The sequence below is a fragment of the Acinetobacter zhairuonensis genome (assembly GCF_022601715.1).
GTDB lineage: Bacteria > Pseudomonadota > Gammaproteobacteria > Pseudomonadales > Moraxellaceae > Acinetobacter.
Map to the genome: position 1 here is coordinate 44018 of NZ_JAKVIM010000019.1, position 23838 is coordinate 67855.

Consider the following 23838-nt stretch of genomic DNA (forward strand, 5'->3'; position numbering starts at 1 on the left):
CATAATGGCCATTATGCGAAATGCGGACGTTGAAGTCTGCATTTTTTATTTTTTAAACTAGATTTTTTCGATATTGAATAAAGCCAGTATTTATCGCTACTTGATCATATAAAATTCTTGCTTGATAGTTTGTTTCTTGAGTTAACCAATAGACTCGAGAACAATTTTTCTTATGAGCTTCAGCATATACCGCTTCTATCAAACTTTTACCACAGCCTTTAGCACGATTATCTGTTTGTACAAATAGATCTTGAAGGTAGCAATAATTACCTTTTGTCCAGGTGCTACGATGAAAAATATAGTGCACTAGACCAATTAGTTTCTTATCTACTTCTAGTACAAAACACCCCATTTCTTCACTTTCATCAATTAGACGATCAAAAGTTAATTTAGAAAGTTCTGATGTTAAACTCACTTTATAGAAGTCCTGATATCCCTTCCAAAGATTTAACCAATTCTCATAATCTTGTTTTAAAAGTTTTCTTACTTGCATGACCCTCACTCTTTAAATTTCCTAAAATTAACATAATGCACCTTATACGAAATGCTCTTTTTATTCTAATTTAAATCAATTGTTTATCGTATTGCATTAAGCCCAATCCACCCTGATTGGGCTTTTTTATGGATTTATCACGTTCCACGATTGCTTATTAAACAATGTTCCACGGCTTTGTTTAGTCTCATTTAACCCTAAAACAGAAAAAATGTCCAGATGAAATAAGAATAGATGTCTAAGTAGTTATTAATTTTGCACTTTGTCATTGGTCGAATTTTTAGGCTCCCTTTATCTCAAGATATCTTCAGACTATTGATAAATTTTTTAGTGCTTAGAACAGGAACATGAAGTTGAATTGAATGTGATGAAACTTTGAAAAATGATGACCATCACATATTTTTAGATGCAAATTTAAGTCAGAGTAGAGCTTTTTAATTTGGTTTGGTTCATTAAAAGGAGGTAAAACCATGTCTTAAAAAAGTGCATGCAAAATAAATATAGAAAATTTAATTAAAAAAATGCATGTTGAAAAAGTGAATTTAATTTCATGAAAAATTTTATATTACTGTTTTTTAAGTAATAAATAATTAAAAATATAATTTTGTTCTGTTTTGTACCTATGCTTGCACTAAAATAAAACCATTAAAATATGTTTGACATTTCAAACAAATTGACGCATTTTTGTTGCATAAGAAAGACACATCTAAGAGATAAAAGGTGTAGTAGTGAAAAATATTGTGTATGAAAAAATGGCTCTGGGGAACGGAGCTCTCAGAGTGATGCTGAAGGATACAATCAACATAAAAGGATATAAAACTGTAGGTGGTAGCGCAGCGTTGGTGGATTCGCAACCTGCAACAGAACATGCCGATATTGTGAATTATATTTTGAGTCATGATTGTCAAATTACGGGTAAAACCAATTTGCATGAACTGGCTTTCGGTACGACAGGTATTAATCACTTTACAGGCACAGCAACTAATCCTAAATATCCAGAGTTGATTCCAGGTGGTTCTTCTAGTGGTTCAGCTGCAGCCGTTGCTGCCAATCTGGTGGATTTTTCTGTTGGTACGGATACAGGTGGTTCAATCCGTATGCCAGCGGCATGTTGTGGAATTTATGGATTAAAACCCACCTTTGGTCGTGTGAGTCGCAAAGGTGTACTTCCAGAAAGTACGAGCCTTGATTGTGTTGGACCGTTTGCTGCAAGCCTTGGTGCATTAACGCAAGCCATGGCAATTATTGACCCGACTTTTCATTATGATCTTGCGCAGAAAGATCAGATTCAATCATTACGACTTGCTGTGCTGGATGTCGAAGCAAAACCAGAAATTTGGGCGGCTGTAAACGGATTTTTAGCGCAAGCAGGTTTTTCTAACCCGACTCAAGTGCATTTATCGTATTTTTCTGATGCCTACCGTGCGGGTATGCAGGTGATTAATTATGAAACTTGGCAGGCATTTGGTCATCTGATTGCCTCTGGGAAGGTTGGGCAGGATGTTGCCAGTCGATTGCTCAATGCGGCTAAAACTACGCTTAATGAAGTCGAATTAGCCAATCAGGTGCGTCAAAGTTTTACGCAAGAAATTGACCAGTTACTGAATGAGAATGATGTTTTGGTGCTGCCAACATTGCCGCAAATCCCGCCTAAAGTTGTGGATGCTGAAGATACTACGGCATTTCTAAATATGACTGCGCTCATTCGCCCATTTAATTTATCAGGGCATCCGGCAATTACTATTCCACTTGAAACTCAAGATGGTCAACCTGCAGGCATTCAGTTGGTTGCCAAACATGGTGCTGATGAAAAACTGTGTGCGATTGCCGCTTATTTAATGGATTTAGTGCAATCGAAACAACAAGGAGAAAAATAATGAATGGTCTATCTGCGATTAGCTTAAGCAATCAAGTGAATGATGAAGTCGAATTGGAAACTTTATGTCAGGAAATTCGGGAACGAGCATTGACGGGTGAGTTTGATGATCAGGCTTATGTCTCTCTCGATATTATTGAAAAGTTAAAAAAACTTGGAGTTTATCGTGCATTGGTACCAGCTCGCTTTGGTGGTGAGGAGTGTTCACCGCGAGAGTTTTGTGAACTGATTGAAAAACTTTCTATGGCGGATGGGTCTGTGGGGTGGGTGGCAAGCTTTGGTATGAGTCCAGCATATTTAGCAGGTTTACCAGAGTCTACGCTGGCACAGATTTATCGAGATAGTCCTGATGTGGTGTTTGCTGGCGGTATTTTTCCACCACAACCTGCAGAAATTACCCCTGAGGGTTTGCGTGTAAAAGGTCGCTGGAAGTTCTCTAGTGGTTGCATGGGTGCAGACATTATTGGTGTTGGTATTACTCCACGCCAAGGCAATGAAGCCAAAGGTTTACCACGTATGGCAGTGATCCCAGCCGATCAAGTTCAAATTGATATGACATGGGACACGGTTGGCTTAAAAGGTACAGGTAGTCATGATCTTTTGGTGAATGATGTGCTTGTTCGCGAAGAATGGACATTCGTTCGCGGTGAGCCGTCGAAATTAACAGAGCCATTTTTTAAATACCCGTCGCTTTCTTTTGCCACGCAAGTCTTGACGGTGGTTGGGATTGGTGTTGCAGCAGCAGCCTTAGACGAATTTAAAAAACTTGCTCCAGGCAAAGCATCCATTACAGGTGGATCTGAAATTGCAAACCGACCTGTAACGCAATATGAGTTTGCTCAAGCAGAAGCAGAATTTCTATCCGCGAAAAACTGGTTCTACCAAACCATGGATGCAGTGTGGGATGAGATTCAAAAGGGTCAACAACCGAGCGTCGAACAAATCAGTCATGTACGTCTGGCGTGCACGCATGCAGCGCGTGTTTCTGCTCGAGTCGCAAGAAAAATGCAGATGTTGGCAGGAATGACGGCAATTTATACCAACAACGTATTCAGCCGTTTTGTGAATGACGCCAATGTGGTGACACAGCATGCCTTTATGGGTGATGCAACTTTATTAAATGCGGGTTCTGTGAGCTTTGGATTGCCGCCAACGCCAGGCTACTTATAAACAAATTTTATTATTTTTATAGATTACAAAGAGGTGATTTTAAATGGAAGCTAAAAAATCTTTACGTGTCCTGTTCTGCATGGGTATAAACCAGAATTTTTTTGATGCAACCCCTGAAGAAGCAAAAGCAGTTTGGGCAGCATTTGGTGAGATGTGGAATGGTATTCATGACCTGCCAGGCGTACATGTTTTTGGCAATCTAGATGATGACCAAAGTATGGTTGGACCAAGTTCAGGTTGGCCGTGGACGACGTATCTTTTAGCTGACGTACCCAACATTGAAACCGTGCATGCAGCGTGCAATTTATTGCGTACAACAGTGGTTGGTGAAGGTCCATTTAAATTATGGAAATACTGCAAGATTGAAGCGCGTGTTGGGCGTGAATTGATTATTCAGCGCTAAGTCGAAACGGGGCAGCACTTATGGAGCAAATACTTTTTCGATTACAGCAGCTTGAAGCAGTGAATGCGGTACGTAATGTGCTGAATCGTTATATGGAAATCTGTGATGTACTGGATGCCAACACAGATATAAATGAATTGATGTCGTTGTTTGATGAGCAGGCAATTTGGGAAGGTGTAGGCAAGCGTTACCAAGCCTCATTTGGGCGTTATGAAGGACGAGCAGCCATTCAAGCGATGTTTGAAAGCTATACCCAAAAAGATTCGCACTTTTTGATGAATGCACATTTTGTCAATTCTGAGCAGATCGAGGTCAACGCAGACCACGCAAACGGACGTTGGTTGATGCTACAGACTTCAAGCTTTCAGGATGGTCGTGCACATCTGAATGCGGCCAAGCTTTCTATCGAATTTAAACAGCAAGCGGATGGTCAATGGGCAATAAAGCATTTTCAAACGGAAAATATTTTTAGCCGTCCAGTCTCTCATTGGGAGAGTGAAGCCATTCTGCCTGTGCCAGAAACAAACAACGAAGCAAAATAAATTTTAGAGTAAATAACTATGAACAGCTTAATTCCAATGACCCAAGTAGACGTGGATTACCACAGTCTTGTACAACATGATCGTGCACATACCTCGCTATACAAAGATGAACGCATTTTTGCTGAAGAAATGGAAAAGATTTTTTATAGCAACTGGGTTTGGGTGGCACATGCCAGTGAAATTCCAGAAGCTGGTAGCTATAAAACCATCAATATTGGCAAGCAACCTGTGGTTGTTGTACGTGATCGCAAGAAAAAAGTGCATGTGCTTCTGAATCGTTGCCGTCATCGTGCTGCGACTGTGTGTGAACATAAAAAAGGTAAAACCAACAGTTTTGTTTGTCCATACCATGGCTGGAGTTATGCCTTAGATGGCACATTACGTGGCGTACCTTCACCTGAAAGCTATGGTGAATGTCTGGATAAATCAGAATTGCCTTTAGTGAGTCTGCGTGTTGAAGAATATAACGGCATGATTTTCGCCTCATTCAATCATGATGTAGAACCTTTAGAACAGTTCCTCGGACCTGCGAAAAAGTGGATTGACTTGTTCATGAAACAAGGTGCGGGTTATCCAGTAAAAGTCTTGGGTGAGCATCGCTTTACCTTCCCAGGTAACTGGAAAATCCAACTGGAAAATACTACTGATGCCTACCATTTCCCCTTGGTGCATAAGTCGTTCTTAAGCTCTGTGGATGAGAAAACCGAAGAATTATTCAACTTTGAAAATCAGCCAGGTTATGTCGAAGACTTGGGCAATGGTCACAGCGTGATGGTGATGATTCCTGAGCTGGTCGATCTTGATGAAGAATTGATGGAACGTCCAATTCAAGAGCGCTTTGAAGATTTAGCTCAGGCTTTACGTGATGAAGGACATGAAGAACTTGAAGTGCGTCGTATTGTGCGTGCTGTTGGAGGTTCAGGCTTTAACTTAAATCTATTCCCGAACATCGCGTGCTCAATGGCATTCTTCCGTGTGATGCAGCCGATTTCAGTGGATAAAACAGAAATTCACCACTCTGTGATTACCATGGATGGTGGTCCGCAAATAGCCAACCAATACCGTTTACGTTTACATGAACATTTCCAAGGTCCGTTTGGCTTTGGTACACCAGACGATGCTGAAGCATGGGAGCGTGTGCAAAAAGGCGCTGCGGCAGGTGAAGACCTTTGGATCATGTTGAACCGTGGCTTGCCAGGTGAAGTAAAAACTGAGGATGGTTTGAAAAGTGATGTGAGTGCTGAAACAGGGATGCGTGCAGCCTATCAGCAATGGAAAAAGTTGATGACGGCTTAAGGGGAACAACATGAAAATTGATTTGAATTTATTAAATGAAGTGACTGCTTTTATTTGGGCAGAAGCCGATATGTTGGATCACTCTGAGCATGACGCTTGGTTAAATCTGTGGAATGAAAAAGGGGTGTATATCATTCCAATTGATCCAAGCTTGACCGATTACGAAAACAATTTGAACTATGCCTATGACGATCATCACATGCGCAAAATGCGCGTAGCACGTTTGGAAAATGGTGAAGCCATTTCAACTTCACCTAAGGCAAATACCGTTCGCAGTATTTCACGTGTCCGCATTCTAAAAGATGAAGAAGGTGAAATTGTTTTACGTTGCGCACAAAACTTACGTGAATTCCGTAAAGAGAACCTGAAACACTATACCGCGGACGTGACCTATCACTTAAACCGTGATGCGGATGCTGGTTTTAAAATTAATCGTAAAATCATTAACTTGATTAACTCTACCGATACCTTGTCGGGTATCAGTTACATTCTTTAGGAGCATCGTTATGCAACAGGTTGTTTTAGTGACAGGTGCTGCTTCAGGATTGGGGAATGTCATTGCTGAATATTTTGCCAGTCAAGGTCATCAGGTGATTTTATCTGCCAGTACGTTGGAAAAAGCCGAGAAAGCCAAAGCGCAGAGCCAATATCCCGAGCAGATGTTTCCAGTGAAATTGGATATTTCAGTTGAAGCGGATTTTCATGCAGTAGTGCAATGGATTGAGCAAAAATTTTCCAAACTGGATGTATTGATTAATAACGCCACTGTCACTAAGGCAACCCCTGTGTTGCAGATCACGGCTGCGGACTTTGACTGGATTACCCAAGTCAATCAGCGCGGTACTTTCCAGTCTTGTCAGATTATTGGTCAGTATATGGCGCAAAAAGGCTACGGACGTATTATCAATATGGCGTCATTGGCAGGACAAAATGGTGGTACTGCCACGGGTGCGCATTATGCAGCGAGCAAAGGTGCCATCGTGACCTTAACCAAAATATTTGCCAAAGAATTTGCGGCAAAAGGCGTGACTGTGAATGCCGTTGCTCCGGGTCCAATGGAATCACCAATTGTGCATAGCGTAGTGCCTGACGAAAAAATGGAACAATTTATCCAGAATATTCCAGTTAAAGCTTTAGGCAGTATGTCATTTATTGCTGAAACTTGCGGATTGCTGGCGAGTCCAACAGCGGGATTCGTGACAGGCGCAACATGGGATATTAATGGTGGTTTATTCATGCGCTAAGCCATGCGCTTAGCGGGTGAGAAGGAGAATAAAACAATGACTACACTTTATGATGTTGTCGTAAAAAACCGCCATGTACAAGGTGGAAATATTGCAGTCATGGAATTTGAGTCGGCAAACGCAACTGTGTTGCCGCAAGTCGAGCCCGGTGCACACATTGATGTACATTTACCAAATGGCATGGTGCGCCAATACTCACTTTGCCAAAACCCAAATCAAGTCGGTAAGTTTCGACTCGGGATTTTAAGAGATGCAGAATCACGCGGTGGTTCGATCTCAGCCTTTGATGACATTCAAGATGGAATGCAAATTCAGGTCAGTGCACCGAAAAACTTATTTCCATTGTATCCAGCGAAACATACGGTGCTGATAGGTGGCGGTATAGGCATTACACCACTGCTTACCATGGCTTATCAGTTGTTGCAGAACGGGGAATCTTTTGAGCTGCATTACTGCGGTAAAAGTGCAGCCAGTAGTGCCTTTGTTGATGAACTTAAACATGGTGAGTTAGCAGCGTTCACGCATTTCCATTTTAAAGATGAAGGGGCGAATCACCGCGCATTTTTTCAAGAAAGTTTCACCAAGGTTGAACCTGCGACCCATGTTTATACCTGTGGACCCAATGGTTTCATGGACTGGGTGATTAATCTTGCGAAGGCACACCATTTACCCGATACGCAGATTCATAAAGAATATTTTCAGGTCGAAACTGATTTAACAGGCGATAGTTTTGAAGTTGTTGCGCAGCGTAGTGGCAAGATCATTATGGTCAATTCAGATGAGACCATTCTTACTGCGTTGGCGCGTGAAGGCATAAAAATTGAAATGTCATGCGAACAAGGGGTGTGTGGCACCTGTATGTGCGATGTGATTGAGGGTGAGCCTGATCATCGCGATGTGTATTTCACGGATGAAGAGAAAGCTGATAACGAGCAGATATTGGTTTGTTGTTCGCGTTCAAAATCACCGCGTTTAGTGTTGGATATATAAAGTCTTTCATGATTTGAGACATATTTGATAGCTAAATGCTATAGGAGAGAGTGATGAACTCATTACAAAAAATAAATGATGTAAAAATTGACCCATTACAATTTCGACGTGCCTTAGGGAATTTTGCAACAGGTGTGACCATTGTTACTGCGCAAAATGAGCAAGGTGAAAAAGTAGGGGTAACAGCAAACAGTTTTAATTCAGTATCGCTGGATCCGCCATTAATTTTGTGGAGTATTGATAAAAAATCTTCCAGTTTTCCTGTGTTTGAACAGGCAACGCATTTTGCGGTGAATATTTTGTCGGGCTCACAAATTGATTTATCCAATAAGTTCTCGCGTCGCAATATTGATAAGTTTGAAGGAACGAGTTATCAGGAAGGAGAAGGTGCAAGTTTATTGCTAGAAAATTGTTCGGCAATATTTGAATGCGAACGTCATCAAGTTATTGAAGGGGGTGATCACTGGATAATTATTGGTAAGGTGGTCAATTTCCATGATGAGGGGCGTAGTCCATTGCTCTATCATCAGGGAGCATACTCAAGTGTTATTCCGCATCCAAGTTTGACTTTGAAGCAAAATCTTGATCAATCTGAACTAGATTCAATTCATCATGGGCATTTATATAGTAATGCCTGCTACTTGATGAGTCGTGCATTTAAGAGCTATCAAGCAGATTATTTGCCTAAGCAACTTGCTTCGGGTTTTCGTACCAGCGAGGCGCGTTTGTTATTGGTCTTGGCCAGTGGTACTGCTTCCTCAAAAGAAGATTTACCGCGAGATATTGCCATGCCGATGCAGGAAGTGGAACGTGCTGCTGCAATGTTGGCATCACAGAAACTACTCAATGATCGGGGTGAATTCTTCGAATTAACTGAAAAGGGTCGTGAAACTGCACATTATTTATTTGAAATTGCAGACAGTCATCAAAATGAGGTATTTGACCAATATTCGGAACAAGAAAAAGAAGTCTTTATTAAAATTTTGAGAGATTTGGCTGGTATTTAATTCACTGTACCTCAATTGGTATTTTAAAATAAATAAATTTATTTTCCATGCATCATTTTTAAGTGGATAAAATGATGCATAGAATTAATCTATTATTATTTTATATCTTTATAAATGGATTTTTTAGGAGTGGACATAATATTATTCAACATAGGAATAAAGAAGTCTAAAGGAAGAGTTTCCATGTCTTTATTGAAAGCGGGTGAGTCATATTTAAAACAAAATTCAGTTGTATATTCATAATAAGGATGATCTTTATATTTTTCGCATTGGTATCGATCTAAACCAATGTGATGGAAAAAATAATATCCTTGGAAAATACCATGGTGTTTTAACATCCAGTAATTTCTTTCACTAATAAATGGCTCTAAAAGTGTGGCTGCGAAATCAGCATGATTGTAACAAGCCAGTGTATCTCCAATATCATGCAGTAGTGCGCAGACAATATATTCTTCATCGCGACCATCTTGATAAGCAAGAGTAGCTGTTTGTAAACAGTGGGTTAGGCGGTCGACCGGAAATCCTCCATGATCATTTTCAAGAAGTAGAAGATGGTCAATCACTCTTTGCACGTGTCCTTTTTTAAAGTCATTAAAATGCTGAGCGATAATTTCAAAGTCAGTTTTTTCACTATGAATAATATTGGTGAAATTGGCTTTTGTTGCTTTGTTCATGGCTTTCCTTAAATGATTGATGATTTATTTTTAATAAGCAAATATTATTCCATGTTTAGGGTTGTTTATTTTGGTGCACTTTAAAAAATAATAATCTTGCATTTGAAACAACATATTTCTAAAAAAATTAAAATGTTTGACATTTCAATATAAATATAGGATTTTTATAGAGCTGAAATTGGATTGAAATGTAAACGGCTAGGTTTGTGCACCATTAGGGTGTATCGGTTGTTTTATAAGGGATTGTGTGGAAGTTTTGAGTGATTTTGGTGCAGTCTTAAACTTTGACAATTCAATTAAATAAATGGATATTTTAGTTAAGTCGTGATGATTTAATCTTTGCTATTGGAAAGGGATGGTTATGGTATTTAAAGTTAGACCTAAGGTTTCATTGAATAAAGTAAGCTTATTATGCATGCTTGGTTTAGTTGGAGTGGGAAATGCATATGCAGACTTTATTGATGATTATAAAGGATCAATTTATCTAAGAAATTTTTATGTAGAGCGAGATTTTGAAAATCCAGCATCACCAGATATTGGGAGCTGGTCGCAAGCTGCAACATTGCGCTTAGAGTCGGGTTATACCGATACAGCGCTCAAAGTGGGGGTGGATGTATTGGGGCAGTATGCAGTGCGTTTAAATGATACGCATGCAGATCTACCAGACAGTATCTTGCCTTATGATTATTCCAAAGGTGAACAGGAGCGTTCATATGGAAAGGCTGGGGCAACTTTAAAACTCAAATATAATAACTCGGAATTTAAAGTCGGTACGCTTGAGCCGAAATTGCCAGTTATATTTTTTGATGATTCTCGCCAGTTGACCACGATTTTTTCTGGAGCATTATTTCAGTCCAAAGACATTAAAGATTTAGTGTTTACTACGGGTTTTATTAATCGTATTAATGCACGTAATGATGATGACTATGAAAAATTGAGCTTGTTTACAGGAAGTCCAGTAAACAAATTTGAAAGTGATGGTTTAGGCTTTGTTGGTTTGGACTATAACTTTACACCTTCGGTTTCTGGGTCTTATTGGTACGGTCAGTTGCTAGATATTTATCAACAACATTATGCCAATTTAGCGTATACCACTAAGGTGGGTGACACCAAGGTGCGTTTAGATGGACGTTATTTTAATAACTCTGAATCAGGTGACGCTTTATATGGTGATATTGATAACCAATCCTATGGCTTTATGACCACCATTAATACAGGGAATCATACCCTTGCGACTGGTGTGCGTAAGAATGATGGTAAGAGCACGTTCCCAACAATTTCTGGTTATGTGCCACAGCCTTTTCTTCATGCATGGTCATTAATGGGTTTTGTAAAGCCTGAAGAACTGACGTGGCATGTATTGTATAGCTACGACTTTAAGGGTTGGGGAGTGCCTGGCTTGTCTACGACATTGCGTTACTTGCATGGTAGTGACATCTATCGCGCAGGTTTAAGCGATAATACTGAAATTGAACGTAGTGCTGCACTGAAATATGTAGTACCTGAAGGGGTGTTGAAAAACTTTGGTTTAGAGTTGGTTCACTATGATATCGACACAAAATATGGAGCTGGATATGCAAAGGGGAACTCATTTGATGAAGATCGCGTAATTGCGAGTTATACCTATAAATTCTAAGTATTGTTGTAAATAAACTCAGATGTATGTGTATTGTTTGATGCACATACATTTTTAATTTCAATGAAGTGTAATTTTTTAAGTAAGCATCTAAATAATAAGAATTTATAAAATCAATCTTTTGCTTTTTTCTATATCTGATGGTTATTTCATATCTTAAACCAAGTGCTTTTGATGATGGGTGTTGATCATGATTCCGTGCTGAGAGAGCGCTACTACTCAATGGTCGTCCCATATCCAACAGGTATGTGGAAATTTTGATACCAGTTTTAATAGTCACAAAAGTTTGTTTATAGGGGAAATTCATGCCTATCGGTTGGATCAAACTAGAATTACAAGCATTCTTAACCGAAACCAAATTCGTGATGATGCGCTATTCAATTTGGATGTTGAAGTGCGTTAGATCTTTGATTGCTCGCTCTCTATTTCAGTTATCTATTTTTAAAGCTGCTCTATTTTAGAGTGGCTTTCTTTATTGGTGGGTTTAATTTGCTCAATGCTTTTGCTGGTCGATGTGATTTGTCATTCAAAGTTCTGCCCAAAACATATGTCGATGTATGAGGGGATAGGAGTTGAAAAGACATCGATTGGGATGCTGAAAGAGAATTGTAAATATTTTTTCAGAGGCATACAGCTCCTATTTTGATCATAGTTTTGCTGCGGGTTGGCTATATGTTTCTTATATCTCGATTTTTTCTTTCTATGTTTTTTATGCAGTCTAAATGTCCAATATATTGGGTGTTCAGATTGGGGGCTTTTTATTGAAAAGTGAATTAATATGGTGCAAAAAATGTTAGAAAATTCTAATTTATTTTTGGTGTTTTTTTGATTATGTGTTAGTTTAAATTAATGATAAATAAAATTAATAACTTAAGTTTGTTGTATCTATGTGGCATGAAAGCTGCTTAGTTAAAGGGAGTAATATCTTAGATATTTCAATAAAAATATATCTAAGGTGAAATCGATAAGGAGAAAGGTTTAAATGAAATTCACTCAACTTGTTGTTTTAAGTTCAATCATCGCTGCAGGCATTTCTACAGCCTATGCAGATATCAAAGTTGGTGTAGTGACTTCATCGAGTGGTCCAGTCGCAATGGTTGGGATTCCACAGAAAAATACTATTGCGCTATTACCTAAAACGCTTGGTGGTGAGAAGGTCCAATATATTTCGATTGATGATGCGAGTGATCCTACTGCTTCAGTAAAGGCAATCAATAAATTGATTAAAGAGAACAATGTGGATGCGATTATTGGTCCTTCAGGTTCTCCAAATGCCATGGCAGTGATTGGAACAATTGCTAAAGCTGGCGTACCTTTACTTGCACCTGTAGGGACATCTGCCGCTGTATTGCCAATGAATGCTCAAAAGAAATGGGTGTTTAAAACTACACAGAATGATGACGTGATTGCAGCAGCACTTGTTGAAGATATGGTAAAGCGCAAAATCAAAACATTAGGATTTATAGGCACAGCAGATCCATATGGTGATAACTGGGGCAAGGTGATTGCATCATTGGCAGCGAAAAATGGCATTAAAGTCGTTGCCAAAGAAAGTTTCCAAAGACAAGACACTTCTTTGACGGGTCAAGCATTGAAGTTAATTGCCACCAAACCACAAGCAATTTTAGTGGCTGCACCTGGCAGTTCAGCGGTACCGCCACAAACTGCATTATATGACCGTGGTTATCGTGGTCAGATGTATCAAACTCATGGTGCGGCTTTAGATCAATTCCTGAAAATGGGTGGCAATAAAGTTAACAACACCATTCTTGCAGCAAGTTTGATGTTGGTAATTAATGAAATTCCAAACAACAATGTTTCAAAACCAATCGCCTTAAAATACATGAATAGCTACAAAAAAATGTACGGGGAATATCCTGCGACATTTGGTGCCAATGTCTACGATGCAGGTTTACTCTTAGAAAAAGCAGTACCTGTAGCATTGAAGAAGGCGAAGCCGGGAACTGCACAATTCCGTCAAGAATTACGTACAGCTCTGGAGCAAACCAAAGAGTTAGCAGGGACACAGGGTGTGTATAACATGACCCTGTCAGATCATAGTGGTTTTGATAAACGTGGTCGGGTCATGATTACAGTTAAAAATGGTCAATGGACGTTGCTGAAATAATTTAAGTAGCACCTTTCTTCACTTATTCATCTAGATTTTTTAGGGATTAATTCGGTCTCTTCGGGGTCGTTTTGTCTCTAAAAATGACTAAGGGTAAGGCATATGGATTTTAATATTGCTTTAATACTAGGACAGGATGGAATTACCAGTGGTGCTATTTACGCGCTGCTGGCACTTTGCATTATCTTAGTTTTCATCGTCACACGGATTTTGCTGATTCCATTGGGCGAATTTACCGTTTTTGGCGCACTCACTCTGGCATCCATTCAGGCGGGAACACCTAGTACCATTGTTTGGCTGGTCACAGCCTTCTGTCTGGTCAATTTATGCTTGGATGCTTGGGAATCTCTCAGAAATAAAACAGCATTCCATTGGAAAAAACAGCTTGGTCTAGTCGGGTACTGCATGGTCTTGGTGTTATGTATGTATCAACTGCCGCTGGCTGAATTACCAATGTTCTTCCAGATTTTGTTGACACTGGCGATTATCACGCCGCTTGGTCCGATGATGTATCGTACCTTCTTCCAATCATTAGCATCAGCTAAATCCTTGGTATTGCTCATTGTTTCGATTGCCTCCCATGTTGCCTTGGTCGGTGTAGGGCTGATTATTTTCGGACCGAATGGTGCGCAAACCAGACCGTTTAGTGAAGCCGCTTTTGAATTGGGAACGCTCAGTGTGAATAGTCAAACACTGTGTATCCTGTTTGCCTTTGTGCTGTTGATTATTGCCTTGTGGTACTTCTTTGATAAGACTCTGTATGGCAAAGCCTTACATGCGACAGCGGTAAACCGAGTGGGTGCTCAGCTCATGGGAATCTCCCCAATTTTTGCAGGAAAAATCACCTTTGCTCTGGCGGCTTTTATTGGGGCGCTATCAGGAATCTTAATTTCACCGATCACCACCTTGTATTACGACTCAGGTTTTGTCATCAGTCTTAAAGGCTTTGTCGGTGCAATCATTGGCGGATTGGTCAGCTTCCCTGTGGCTGCGGTCGGTTCGATTGTGGTTGGCTTGATTGAATCATTTTCGATGTTCTGGGCGAGTGATTATAAAGAAATCATTGTCTTTACATTAATTATTCCATTCTTGATTTGGAAATCCCTCACTTCGCGTCACTCAGAGGAGGATGGCGAATGAAAGCGAAATATTTATTTATTGGCTTCGCGCTGATCACCATGATCAGCCCATTTATTCTGCCTGATTATCAAGTCACCTTACTCAACTATATTGGTTTAAATGCCTTAGTGGTGCTTGGCTTGGTTTTACTCACGGGTGTTGGCGGCATGACCAGCTTTGGTCAGGCTGCATTGGTGGGTATTGGTGCCTATACCACGGCATATATTACTGCCACTGAACAATTGCCATCATGGTTAGCGTGGACGCATGGCAGCCCTTGGGCGGCATTGATTTTAGGTGTTGTCATTACGATTATTTCCGCAATTATTGTCGGGGGTATGACGCTTAAATTATCAGGACATTATTTGCCACTTGGTACCATTGCGTGGGGCATTTCACTGTATTACTTTTTCTCCACCATTGAATCTTTAGGAGGTCATTCAGGGATCTCGAATATTCCAAGTGTTTCAGTGTTTGGCTATGCCTTAGATAGCAGTAATAAAATGTATTACTTGATTTGGTTGATTCTATTCATTGCAATTATCTTGACCAAAAATCTGCTCAATTCTCGTGAAGGACGTGCCATTCGTGCATTGAATGGTGGGCAACTCATGGCAGAGTCTATGGGGGTAAATACCTTCAGATCTAAGCTAGTCGTCTTTACTATCTCTTCTATTTTTGCCTCCATTTCAGGTTGGTTGTATGCACACAATCAGGCCTTTATCAATCCAACGCCTTTTGGTTTACAAATGGGGATTGATTATCTATTTATGGCATTACTGGGCGGTGTAGGACATATTTGGGGTGCGATTCTTGGCGCAGGTATTTTCACCATGGCACGCCAATGGTTACAAGATTTCTTGCCGATCATTTTTGGTTCAGAAGGACATTATGAAACCATTGTTTTTGGTTTATTGATTGTCGTATTGATGCAAAAGGCACCGTCAGGCTTATGGCCAATGCTGGTGAAATGTATTCCTCAACGCTTTAAACCTGAAAAAGATGCACATCTCGACATTGTGCCGCCAACACGTGAATTACCGTCTTTAGAGTTACCAGAGCAAGGCACATTGATTCTGGAAGCCAAAGACGTCACGAAAAAATTTGGTGGACTGGTTGCCAATAACAACATGAACCTGAGCATTTATGCGGGTGAAATTCTGGCATTGATTGGACCCAATGGTGCGGGCAAAAGCACGATGTTCAATCAACTCTCTGGGGTCGATGTCCCTACCAGTGGCGAAGTGCTTTTCCTTGGTGAAAAAATTAATGGACAAAGTTCACGCGAGATTGCCAAGAAAGGTTTAAGCCGGACCTTCCAGCACGTGAAAATCATGCCTGAAATGACGGTGTTAGAAAATGCCGTGATTGGGGCTCACTTACGTGGTCAAAAAGGCGTGTTGTCTTCAATGTTTGGCCTAGACCGTGAAGAAGAAAACAACCTGCTCAATGAAGCCAAATTTCAATTAGAACGCGTGGGCTTGGGAGACTATCTGTATACCGAAGCAGGTAACTTGGCACTTGGGCAACAGCGTATTTTAGAAATTGCCCGTGCGCTGTGTGCACATCCTTCACTGTTATTACTGGATGAACCCGCTGCAGGGCTGCGTTTAAAAGAAAAGCAAGCTTTAGCAGCCTTACTCACCAAACTGCGCGCTGAAGGCATGGCAATTTTACTGGTCGAGCACGATATGGATTTTGTGATGAATTTGGTTGACCGCGTAGTGGTCATGGAGTTCGGACAAAAAATTGCAGAAGGTCTACCAGAAGATGTGCAAAAAGATGAAGTTGTACTCGAAGCCTATTTAGGGGGTGCTGCATGAGCAAAATAAATAATGATCAAGGGAAAGCACTACTTGAAGTGAAAAACCTGAATGTTGCATACGGCAAAGTCGATGCCTTAATCGACTTCAATATGCGCGTGAATGAAGGTCAGATTGTTTCTGTCGTGGGACCGAATGGTGCAGGGAAAACGACTTTGCTCTCTGCAATCATGGGCGTGCTGTCATCCAAAGGCAATGTCGATTTTGATGGTGAAGTCGGTCAATGTCCGCAGATCGAACGCATGGTGGTCAGAGGCTTAGGTCTAGTTCCTGAAAAGCGCGAATTGTTCAGTTCGATGAGTATTGAAGACAATCTGATGCTGGGTGCATTTCAGCGCTATCGCCATGGTGATCGTGGTTATAAAGACAGTCTGGATGAGGTGTATAGCATTTTTCCAAGACTGAAAGAACGTCGTCAGCAAGAAGCGGGGACTTTGTCGGGTGGGGAGCGTCAGATGCTTGCTGTGGGGCGTGCCTTGATGGCAAAGCCAAAACTTCTCATGTTGGATGAACCGAGCTTAGGCTTGGCGCCATTGATTACCCGTGAAATTTTCAAAATTATTGATCAATTACGGGGTCAGGGCGTGTCGATTTTATTGGTCGAACAAAACGCGCGAGCTGCACTGAAGCTGGCAGATTATGCTTATGTACTTGAAATGGGTGAATTGTCAATTCAAGGCAAGGGCGCGGATTTATTAGAAGATAAACGGATTATTGAAAGTTACTTGGGTACGAACAGTAAACACCAAGATGTATTGGCAATTTAAAAAAGTTGAGATGGTGAAATGAATAAGTCAGCAAAAATCACGATTTTAGGCGCAGGTGCAATCGGGTGCACCGTCGCTGCTCGACTCATTTTGGCTGGATTTGAGCAAGTTAGCCTCATTGCACGTGGCGAGAATTTGAAGCAATTAAAGGCTGAAGGTATTCAACTGCAAGATTTGACAGGTACCCATCAAGTGTACCCTTATCAAGTGGTAGAGCAAGCTTCTGAACTGGATGTGCAGGATATCATTTTTATTGCAACCAAAGCGGGTGCGCTGAAGCAGATCACTCCAAGCCTGCATCACCTTTTGCATGATGAAACTGTAATTGTACCACTCATGAATGGCATTCCATTCTGGTATTTCTATGAGGGAGACACCCAGCAACAAAATTTAAAAACCATTCAATGCCTCGATACGGATCAGTATTTGATTGAAAACTTTCCGCTGAAACATTTAATTGGGGCGGTGGTATTTATTACCGCAGAATTACAAGGATATGGAAAGGTAAAGTCTAGTAACCCGTATTTACTTATTTTTGGCGAGCCTTCTCATCAAATTACGCCACGAGTCGAACTGCTTCAGCAACTTTTTGCTGACACTGGGATTGAATCTCGTGTGCATGAAAGTATTCGTGATCAGATTTGGACCAAAGTAATTGCCAATTTGAGCTCCAATCCATTGTCGGTTTTGACTGGGGCAACCTTACATGACATCTATTCACATCCACATTTACATGATGTTGTGACCAAAATGATGCTCGAAGCGCGTCAGGTTGCTGCTTGTTATGGCGCACGCATTAACATTGACCCTAAATTGTTTCTACAGTTGGGTGCAGACATGGGGGAAGTACATACTTCCATGTGGCAGGACTTTCAAAAGAAACAGCCTTTAGAGCTCTCTGTGATTGCAGATGCGGTACTTGAATTGGCTGAGGGGTATAACTGTCCAATGCCAGTAACCAAACAGATTTGCGAATTAACCAAATATTTAAGTAATCGTAATATGCAAACTTCTACAGATAAAGTTGCTTAAAAGTATAGAAGATGAATAGGAAAATTTAAGATGAACTCTACCGTGAATGCGTTAAATGTTTCAAAAGAAGAATGGGAACTTCGAGTTAAATTGGCACATTGCTATCATTTAATTGACTATTTTGGCTGGACAGAAACGATTTTTAATCATATTTCGGCACGTCTGCCTGGAGATGAACACTACTATTTGGTCAATCCATTTGGACTGAATTATAGTGAGGTCACCCCTGAAAATCTTTTAAAAGTGGATTTGCATGGTAATAAGGTGATGCATTCGGAATATGATGCTAACCCCGCAGGTTTTGCTTTGCATAGTGCCGTACACGGTGTACGAGATGATATTCGTTGTTTAATTCATACCCATACCACGCCAATTAGTGCAGTAGTCCAAAAAAAATCAGGCTTCAAATATGACAGCTTCTATGGTGCCCAACTATACGGACGTGTTGGATATCATACCTTTGAAGGCATTACTTTATTTGCTGAAGAAAAAGAGCGAATGATTCAAAGCCTTGGAGATCATCATATTTTGGTGTTGAGAAATCACGGTATTGCGGTTGGAGAAAGTAGTATAGAAAAAGCATTTTTCTTATTGTGGACCGTACAACGCGCAGCAGAAATTCAGTGTCAAGCAGATGCAATGGGTGGAGAAGATGTACCATTAACTGAGGAGGTCAAACAAAAATGTACCGATCTCACCGCCATGCTGATTCGAGAAAGTGGCTTTGCGAATAAGTTTTTTGATGCCATGGTCAGAAAAATGCACGAAAAATCTGGATGCTAATCACGATTTTATCAATCTGTCTGATTTAGTGAAGCTCAAGAAATTAATTTGAGCTTTACGGTTAGGTGTTTTGAATTACTAGCGTCTAGACTTTGTGAAAAATGAATCAAAACTCAAATAATTAATAACGAAAATTTATAATTGTTCATTTTTTTGATGTAAGATAAAGCATTATCAAATGTTTTTTATTAGAAAAAGCAAATAAAATTCAGCATCTTTATTTAACTTTTCTCTATGTGAATGGGGGCTAACATAGCATTTATGTCTATATAATATGAAAGATTCATTTTATTTAACAAAATCTTATAACTCAAAAGTGTAATGGAGATGCTTGTGTGTTTATAGCCGTCTCCTTTAGAATCCCATTTAATATTCAATTAGTCTGAAGCATATGACCAATAAATACTCTAAATATTTCCCAATTCATGATGATTTTAATATTGATGATTTTCCGTATTACTGGATTTCTCAAGTTTACGGCTTATATATTCACAAAATGGACAATGCGCTGAAAAACTATGGTTTGGATAATTCTAGACGTCGTATTATCTTAGCGGCTTCTGCACGACCTAACGCCAGTATTTCTGAGTTGGCAGAAATGACCATTATTAAAATTCCGACAGCGACCAAGATTATTTATCGTTTAAAAGATGAAGGTTTGTTAAATACCACCGTTAGTGAAACAGATAGTCGTATTACCAGTGTCAGTTTGACGGAAAAAGGTCATGAAATGGTGATTAAGATTAATGAAATTACCTCACTGCTATTGAATGATAGCTTTGCGGGGATCAAGCCTTCAGAAATTAATAAATTGAATGATTTATTAAAAATCATTAAGAAAAATCTGGCTTGAATAAAGGGAATATCGAACAGTATCCAACCTGAAGATGCTTGTTCACCCAATTGCTTAATAAATCACATCTAGCTGCCGCTATCCAATTTTGAGTAGCGGTTTTTTTGTCTTTATTGAGTGAAAGTATTTCCTATTTCAGACCAAAGAAAAACTGTCTGAAAATTCTTCAAATGAAAGTGCTTTTCTCCTAGCGCGTCAATTTATGACGTTCGAGCCTTTTCATTTATTGGTATCGCATTAGAATTCTCCATATCAGGAGGTATTGGTTATGAAAGCATGTCTTGTACGTATCATGCAAAATGAAGGTAAAGCCTTTGAATTAAATTGCCAGCGCGATACAAACAATGAAGTGATTCAGATTTTTGATTTGGAAGGCAATGCACTGCCATTAAATCATCGCAGCCGTTGTGTGATTTGGAATGCAGAGGTCTGGTACTACTAAACCAGAAGATAAATAAAGTAGATGTCTAGGGTTTGGGCAATGTAAGATTGATTACATTGCCCAAGTCCGTTTGCTGCTTATGTTTGAGTAACATGATTTAGGCTTTTATCTACCTAAATCAGCATTTGGATTCTGCGTATTTAACTAACTAGAGGGAATTAGAGTTAAAGTTGAGCCTTGGTTCAATAAAATGATTAAAAATTGCCAATTGGTATTTTAACCTTTGCTTAAAAATATCTGTAAATATCTAATTATTATAAATATTAATCATAAAATGATTTCTTTAGCTTTGACTTTCTAAATGAAAAATCAATCGGTATGATGGGGTGTATAGCACCATGATTAAAGAGTTCTTAAAAATAAGTATAAAGCTATACCTTTGTGGTACTTCACATGAGGCTATTTATGTTTTAAAAAGAATGGAACATGCTTTAATAACACGTTGATAGATGTGTTGATGCTATAAAACAACCAATCGAAGGATTTTGATTGGCATAAAAGTTGCTGATTAAGCAATACGGTCTTCGCTAGGTGAAAAAGGATATGACATCACTCAGCCAACAGATGAATTTAAACCATTATTCGCATCAGGCGGATTTTGCGCAGAATTTAATGTCGACAATTTGCGGTGAACATCGTTTAGATACGAGTGCCCGCGATACACTTGATTTTCATTATGATGGGCTGCGTTTACCGAATCGAAAAATGGCGATTGGTACGATTCGTTATGGTGCAAATGTTGCCATTAATATTTCTAATTTGAAAGCCTACAGCATTAGCTTGCCTTTACAGGGTAAGCAGGCACTTTGGATGCGGGGTGAACAGTATCGCTCGAATGAAAATCGGGGTTTGATTGTCTCGAATAATGATCATCAGGAATTAATCATTGATCGTGACTGCCAAAAATTACAGGTGGTGATACCAGAACGTAGTATGCAGATGGTTCTGGCAGATCTATTAAATCAGCCGCTGGATCAACCGATTATTTTTAATCCTGAAATGCAGGTTGAATCTACGCAATTGATTGATGCTTGGTGGAAAAATGTCCAGAACTTTTTGCAGTTCAATACGCAAAATAGTGGTTTTTTCGGCTTGCAAATGCTGTCCGATGATTATGAAAATTTTCTGATCAAAGCATTATTGCTTTCGCAAGAGCATAATTATTCAGCTGCACTGAAAGCGCATGCCCAGCAACAAGAGCCGGCTTATATTCGTAAAGTCAAAAGCTTTATTGTGGAGCATGCGCATGAAGAAATTTGTGCTGAAGATTTACAGCACCTAGCGGGTTTTTCTAAATCCAAGCTGTATGATGAGTTTCAGCAATATTATGGCACTAGCCCGATGTCGTATTTGCGTAAATATCGTTTGCAGCAAATTTATAAAATTTTGAGTAATGCAAATACCAATCAAAAGATATCGATTTCTAAACTGGCTTATGATTGGGGTTTTACACATTTAAGCCGTTTTTCACAGGACTATAAGGAAGAATTTGGCGAGAAACCAAGTGAAACCAAAAGTAAGTCGCGTGAATAAATCCAGTTGAATAAAAACCCCTGATTTAGAAATTAAATCAGGGGTTTTTTATGCGGTGTAGAAACCGTTTTAGACTGAACTTTCTAAGTTGTACACGGCTTTCGCTTTAGATTTTTCATGCATCACTTTTAAGGTTAAAGCAGTAAATGAAATGAAAGTTGGAATAGCCAGTACAAAGAAGATGCCACCTAAGCTTAAGTTAAAGGTGAAAATCAACGATCCGAAGAATGCACCCAAGATCGCGCCAATACGGCCAATACCATGCATCCATGAAACACCAACGGCACGACATACTGCTGGATAGAACATCGTTGCCAAAGGCAATAATGAAGACTGTGCACCAGCAAGCAGCGCACCAATCAAGAAGATGGTGATACCTAGGAAAAGGATATTTGAGCTGACTAAACCTGCGACTAAGAATAATCCAAAGGCAATTAAATAAGCATATTTAATCACTGTGGTTGGATTCACTTTGTCCATATACCAACCCATGACGGTTGCACCAATGACTCCACCAAATGGGAAGATTGCAGCAATTAAACTGAATTGTTGCGTGCTAAAGCCAGCAGTTTTTAAGATTGTCGGCATCCAGCTGGTCAAAAGATAGAATACTAATAGGCTGGTAAAGCAGCATAACCAAAGCATGCTTGAACCCCATAAGTATTTACCCAATACCACTTTGACTGGGTTTTCATTGGTCGCTTCGGTTTGTGGTAAAACTAGTTTTACAGGTTCATTAAACGGTTGACCCTGAATTTTCTCTAAAATCTGCATCGCTTTATCATGACGATTACGCGCAATCAGAGATTGAGTCGATTCTGGAAGCATTACAATAAGGGCTACTACCAGTAGCAATGGAATACTGCCACCAATCATGATTACTTTTGCCCAACCAACAGCTTCAAGCAAGTAGGCAGAGAGTACACCACCCGCAGAAATACCTAGCATAAAGCCGCATCCTGCTAAACCTGTAAGAAAGGCTTTACGTTTTGCAGGCATGTATTCAGACACCATAGTACTGATGTTTGGCATAGCCGCGCCAAGACCAATACCTGTGATAAAACGGTATAACATGAGTTCTTCAGTTGAGCTGGCGAAACCACAGAGAATGGTAAAAACTGAAAACAGTAAAGTGGTGATTACAATAATGCCTTTACGACCAAATTTATCCGACAATGGGCCCGAGATAATGGCACCAATGGACATACCGACCAAAGCTGCACTCAAAACAGGTGCCAATTGAGGTTTGGTGATGCCCCAATCATCCAGTAAGGCAGGTGCAATAAAACCAATAATACCTGTGTCTAGACCATCGCAGAAAAAGACCAAGAAGCCAAGAATAAAGACTAGCCACTGTAGGGGGGAGAGTTTCTCCCGATTGATAATGTTGTTTACTTCAATTGTTTTCATACTTATTCCTTTGAACCGTTTAATTCCGTTTGGTCAGGGGAGCTCCCTGTACTAACCAACTTGTCCATCACATTCCTAGTTGGATGAATGGGTTTAAATCTGTTCGCCTTGCCTGCATTGCTCGTATTACTAGCGGCTATAGATTTAAACCAAAGTTATAGACCCAAGTGAATGTGAAATAATGACAAATTCATTTGAATGACCAAAGCGTTCTGTAATGTTCGATTGCGTATTACATTTCCAAAATTAGAGGCTTTGATTTCCTTTATTGAGCTCGTAAGTGTCTTTAGAAAGACATTCTATATACAGAGCCATGCGAAAATTTCAGAAATTGTGCGGATTTCAGCTTAAATTTAGAGGATATGTTCCAAATAAAAATTGATATCGCCGCGATTCCAATTGCTGTCTACATACCTTGATTGAACTATTTTTATACGCTAGAGACTATCCACAAAATCCTGAACTTCATCCATTTTTTCCATTACAGATGGATAGAATTTTAAGCACCGAAACTTTATTGCCAGTGAAATGATAAGAATGAGGCATATTCAGCAGTACATTTTAGAATTGCGCATAGATTGGATAGTGCTCGCAGCTTTTGGACAGTCAGCCTTAAA

General features: G+C 39.8%; 22 protein-coding genes. 19 read left to right on the top strand and 3 right to left on the bottom strand.

Going from position 1 to position 23838, the window contains the following annotated elements:
* Nucleotides 1-52: 52 nt before the first annotated feature.
* On the bottom strand, nt 53-493 hold the full coding sequence (locus tag MKI85_RS14050) for a GNAT family N-acetyltransferase (RefSeq protein WP_241628504.1): 441 nt from the start codon (nt 491-493) through the stop codon (nt 53-55).
* 782 nt (nt 494-1275) lie between these two features.
* Between MKI85_RS14050 and MKI85_RS14055 the strand changes: the two genes are divergently transcribed.
* From MKI85_RS14055 to MKI85_RS14095, 9 genes are read left to right on the top strand one after another with little or no spacing between them, the layout of a single operon-like run.
* Nucleotides 1276-2370, top strand: a complete 1095-nt coding sequence (locus MKI85_RS14055; RefSeq protein ID WP_241628506.1) for an amidase — start codon at nt 1276-1278, stop codon at nt 2368-2370.
* Entirely contained in the window at nt 2370-3539 is a 1170-nt protein-coding gene (locus MKI85_RS14060; protein ID WP_241628508.1) for an acyl-CoA dehydrogenase family protein, read from the top strand. Before MKI85_RS14055 ends, MKI85_RS14060 begins: the two co-directional genes overlap by 1 nt.
* A 43-nt stretch (nt 3540-3582) precedes the next feature.
* Nucleotides 3583-3942, top strand: a complete 360-nt coding sequence (locus MKI85_RS14065; protein ID WP_142768513.1) for an IacB protein — start codon at nt 3583-3585, stop codon at nt 3940-3942.
* A gap of 20 nt (nt 3943-3962) precedes the next feature.
* The gene (locus tag MKI85_RS14070; protein WP_241628510.1) at nt 3963-4484 is read left to right on the top strand and encodes a nuclear transport factor 2 family protein; all 522 of its coding nucleotides are present in this window, start codon (nt 3963-3965) and stop codon (nt 4482-4484) included.
* Between the two features lie 18 nt (nt 4485-4502).
* Complete coding sequence (locus MKI85_RS14075; RefSeq protein ID WP_241628512.1) at nt 4503-5780, top strand: aromatic ring-hydroxylating oxygenase subunit alpha; 1278 nt, start codon at nt 4503-4505, stop codon at nt 5778-5780.
* A 10-nt stretch (nt 5781-5790) separates the two neighbouring features.
* On the top strand, nt 5791-6276 hold the full coding sequence (locus tag MKI85_RS14080) for an aromatic-ring-hydroxylating dioxygenase subunit beta (protein WP_241628514.1): 486 nt from the start codon (nt 5791-5793) through the stop codon (nt 6274-6276).
* Nucleotides 6277-6286: 10 nt separating this feature from the next.
* Complete coding sequence (locus MKI85_RS14085) at nt 6287-7024, top strand: SDR family NAD(P)-dependent oxidoreductase (protein ID WP_241628517.1); 738 nt, start codon at nt 6287-6289, stop codon at nt 7022-7024.
* Nucleotides 7025-7060: 36 nt separating this feature from the next.
* Complete coding sequence (locus MKI85_RS14090) at nt 7061-8014, top strand: PDR/VanB family oxidoreductase (protein ID WP_241628518.1); 954 nt, start codon at nt 7061-7063, stop codon at nt 8012-8014.
* Between the two features lie 50 nt (nt 8015-8064).
* Nucleotides 8065-9021: a p-hydroxyphenylacetate 3-hydroxylase reductase component gene (locus MKI85_RS14095; protein ID WP_241628520.1), complete on the top strand. Its 957-nt coding sequence runs from the start codon at nt 8065-8067 to the stop codon at nt 9019-9021.
* 95 nt (nt 9022-9116) lie between these two features.
* Here the strand turns inward: MKI85_RS14095 and MKI85_RS14100 are convergent, their stop codons facing one another.
* Complete coding sequence (locus tag MKI85_RS14100) at nt 9117-9695, bottom strand: HD domain-containing protein (protein ID WP_241628522.1); 579 nt, start codon at nt 9693-9695, stop codon at nt 9117-9119.
* A 415-nt stretch (nt 9696-10110) separates the two neighbouring features.
* Here MKI85_RS14100 and MKI85_RS14105 point away from each other — a divergent pair, with 415 nt between their 5' ends.
* The 10 genes from MKI85_RS14105 (at nt 10111) to MKI85_RS14150 (ending at nt 21811) form a co-directional block, all read left to right on the top strand.
* Nucleotides 10111-11331 carry an OprD family outer membrane porin gene (locus MKI85_RS14105; protein ID WP_241628524.1) on the top strand — a complete coding sequence of 407 codons (1221 nt, stop codon included), beginning with the start codon at nt 10111-10113 and terminating at the stop codon, nt 11329-11331.
* A 982-nt stretch (nt 11332-12313) separates the two neighbouring features.
* Nucleotides 12314-13459 (top strand): ABC transporter substrate-binding protein, encoded by a 1146-nt coding sequence (locus MKI85_RS14110; RefSeq protein WP_241628526.1) that lies wholly within the window; start codon nt 12314-12316, stop codon nt 13457-13459.
* 102 nt (nt 13460-13561) lie between these two features.
* Nucleotides 13562-14599, top strand: coding sequence for a branched-chain amino acid ABC transporter permease (locus MKI85_RS14115; RefSeq protein WP_241628528.1), 1038 nt, complete (start codon nt 13562-13564; stop codon nt 14597-14599).
* Entirely contained in the window at nt 14596-16401 is a 1806-nt protein-coding gene (locus tag MKI85_RS14120) for a branched-chain amino acid ABC transporter ATP-binding protein/permease (protein WP_241628530.1), read from the top strand. Before MKI85_RS14115 ends, MKI85_RS14120 begins: the two co-directional genes overlap by 4 nt.
* Nucleotides 16398-17168, top strand: a complete 771-nt coding sequence (locus MKI85_RS14125; RefSeq protein WP_241628532.1) for an ABC transporter ATP-binding protein — start codon at nt 16398-16400, stop codon at nt 17166-17168. The genes MKI85_RS14120 and MKI85_RS14125 overlap by 4 nt, the downstream gene beginning before the upstream one ends.
* An 18-nt stretch (nt 17169-17186) precedes the next feature.
* Nucleotides 17187-18200 carry a ketopantoate reductase family protein gene (locus MKI85_RS14130; RefSeq protein WP_241628534.1) on the top strand — a complete coding sequence of 338 codons (1014 nt, stop codon included), beginning with the start codon at nt 17187-17189 and terminating at the stop codon, nt 18198-18200.
* 30 nt (nt 18201-18230) lie between these two features.
* Entirely contained in the window at nt 18231-18983 is a 753-nt protein-coding gene (locus tag MKI85_RS14135; protein ID WP_241628535.1) for a class II aldolase/adducin family protein, read from the top strand.
* Nucleotides 18984-19374: 391 nt separating this feature from the next.
* A complete protein-coding gene (locus MKI85_RS14140) occupies nt 19375-19836 on the top strand; it encodes a MarR family winged helix-turn-helix transcriptional regulator (RefSeq protein ID WP_241628536.1) in 462 nt (153 codons plus the stop codon).
* Between the two features lie 268 nt (nt 19837-20104).
* Nucleotides 20105-20278, top strand: coding sequence for a hypothetical protein (locus tag MKI85_RS14145; protein WP_241628537.1), 174 nt, complete (start codon nt 20105-20107; stop codon nt 20276-20278).
* A gap of 543 nt (nt 20279-20821) precedes the next feature.
* Nucleotides 20822-21811: an AraC family transcriptional regulator gene (locus MKI85_RS14150; RefSeq protein ID WP_241628538.1), complete on the top strand. Its 990-nt coding sequence runs from the start codon at nt 20822-20824 to the stop codon at nt 21809-21811.
* A 69-nt stretch (nt 21812-21880) separates the two neighbouring features.
* Here MKI85_RS14150 and MKI85_RS14155 read toward each other — a convergent pair whose 3' ends face one another.
* Entirely contained in the window at nt 21881-23221 is a 1341-nt protein-coding gene (locus MKI85_RS14155) for an MFS transporter (RefSeq protein WP_241628539.1), read from the bottom strand.
* Nucleotides 23222-23838: the final 617 nt, after the last annotated feature.

Coding starts and splice junctions, on each gene's coding strand:
- MKI85_RS14060 (WP_241628508.1), top strand. CDS start 2,370: ATGAATGGTCTATCTGCGATTAGCTTAAGCAATCAAGTGAATGATGAA.
- MKI85_RS14145 (WP_241628537.1), top strand. CDS start 20,105: ATGAAAGCATGTCTTGTACGTATCATGCAAAATGAAGGTAAAGCCTTT.
- MKI85_RS14135 (WP_241628535.1), top strand. CDS start 18,231: ATGAACTCTACCGTGAATGCGTTAAATGTTTCAAAAGAAGAATGGGAA.
- MKI85_RS14100 (WP_241628522.1), bottom strand. CDS start 9,695: ATGAACAAAGCAACAAAAGCCAATTTCACCAATATTATTCATAGTGAA.
- MKI85_RS14140 (WP_241628536.1), top strand. CDS start 19,375: ATGACCAATAAATACTCTAAATATTTCCCAATTCATGATGATTTTAAT.
- MKI85_RS14070 (WP_241628510.1), top strand. CDS start 3,963: ATGGAGCAAATACTTTTTCGATTACAGCAGCTTGAAGCAGTGAATGCG.
- MKI85_RS14065 (WP_142768513.1), top strand. CDS start 3,583: ATGGAAGCTAAAAAATCTTTACGTGTCCTGTTCTGCATGGGTATAAAC.
- MKI85_RS14105 (WP_241628524.1), top strand. CDS start 10,111: ATGCTTGGTTTAGTTGGAGTGGGAAATGCATATGCAGACTTTATTGAT.
- MKI85_RS14055 (WP_241628506.1), top strand. CDS start 1,276: ATGCTGAAGGATACAATCAACATAAAAGGATATAAAACTGTAGGTGGT.
- MKI85_RS14090 (WP_241628518.1), top strand. CDS start 7,061: ATGACTACACTTTATGATGTTGTCGTAAAAAACCGCCATGTACAAGGT.
- MKI85_RS14110 (WP_241628526.1), top strand. CDS start 12,314: ATGAAATTCACTCAACTTGTTGTTTTAAGTTCAATCATCGCTGCAGGC.
- MKI85_RS14120 (WP_241628530.1), top strand. CDS start 14,596: ATGAAAGCGAAATATTTATTTATTGGCTTCGCGCTGATCACCATGATC.
- MKI85_RS14050 (WP_241628504.1), bottom strand. CDS start 493: ATGCAAGTAAGAAAACTTTTAAAACAAGATTATGAGAATTGGTTAAAT.
- MKI85_RS14150 (WP_241628538.1), top strand. CDS start 20,822: ATGACATCACTCAGCCAACAGATGAATTTAAACCATTATTCGCATCAG.
- MKI85_RS14115 (WP_241628528.1), top strand. CDS start 13,562: ATGGATTTTAATATTGCTTTAATACTAGGACAGGATGGAATTACCAGT.
- MKI85_RS14080 (WP_241628514.1), top strand. CDS start 5,791: ATGAAAATTGATTTGAATTTATTAAATGAAGTGACTGCTTTTATTTGG.
- MKI85_RS14125 (WP_241628532.1), top strand. CDS start 16,398: ATGAGCAAAATAAATAATGATCAAGGGAAAGCACTACTTGAAGTGAAA.
- MKI85_RS14155 (WP_241628539.1), bottom strand. CDS start 23,221: ATGAAAACAATTGAAGTAAACAACATTATCAATCGGGAGAAACTCTCC.
- MKI85_RS14130 (WP_241628534.1), top strand. CDS start 17,187: ATGAATAAGTCAGCAAAAATCACGATTTTAGGCGCAGGTGCAATCGGG.
- MKI85_RS14085 (WP_241628517.1), top strand. CDS start 6,287: ATGCAACAGGTTGTTTTAGTGACAGGTGCTGCTTCAGGATTGGGGAAT.
- MKI85_RS14075 (WP_241628512.1), top strand. CDS start 4,503: ATGAACAGCTTAATTCCAATGACCCAAGTAGACGTGGATTACCACAGT.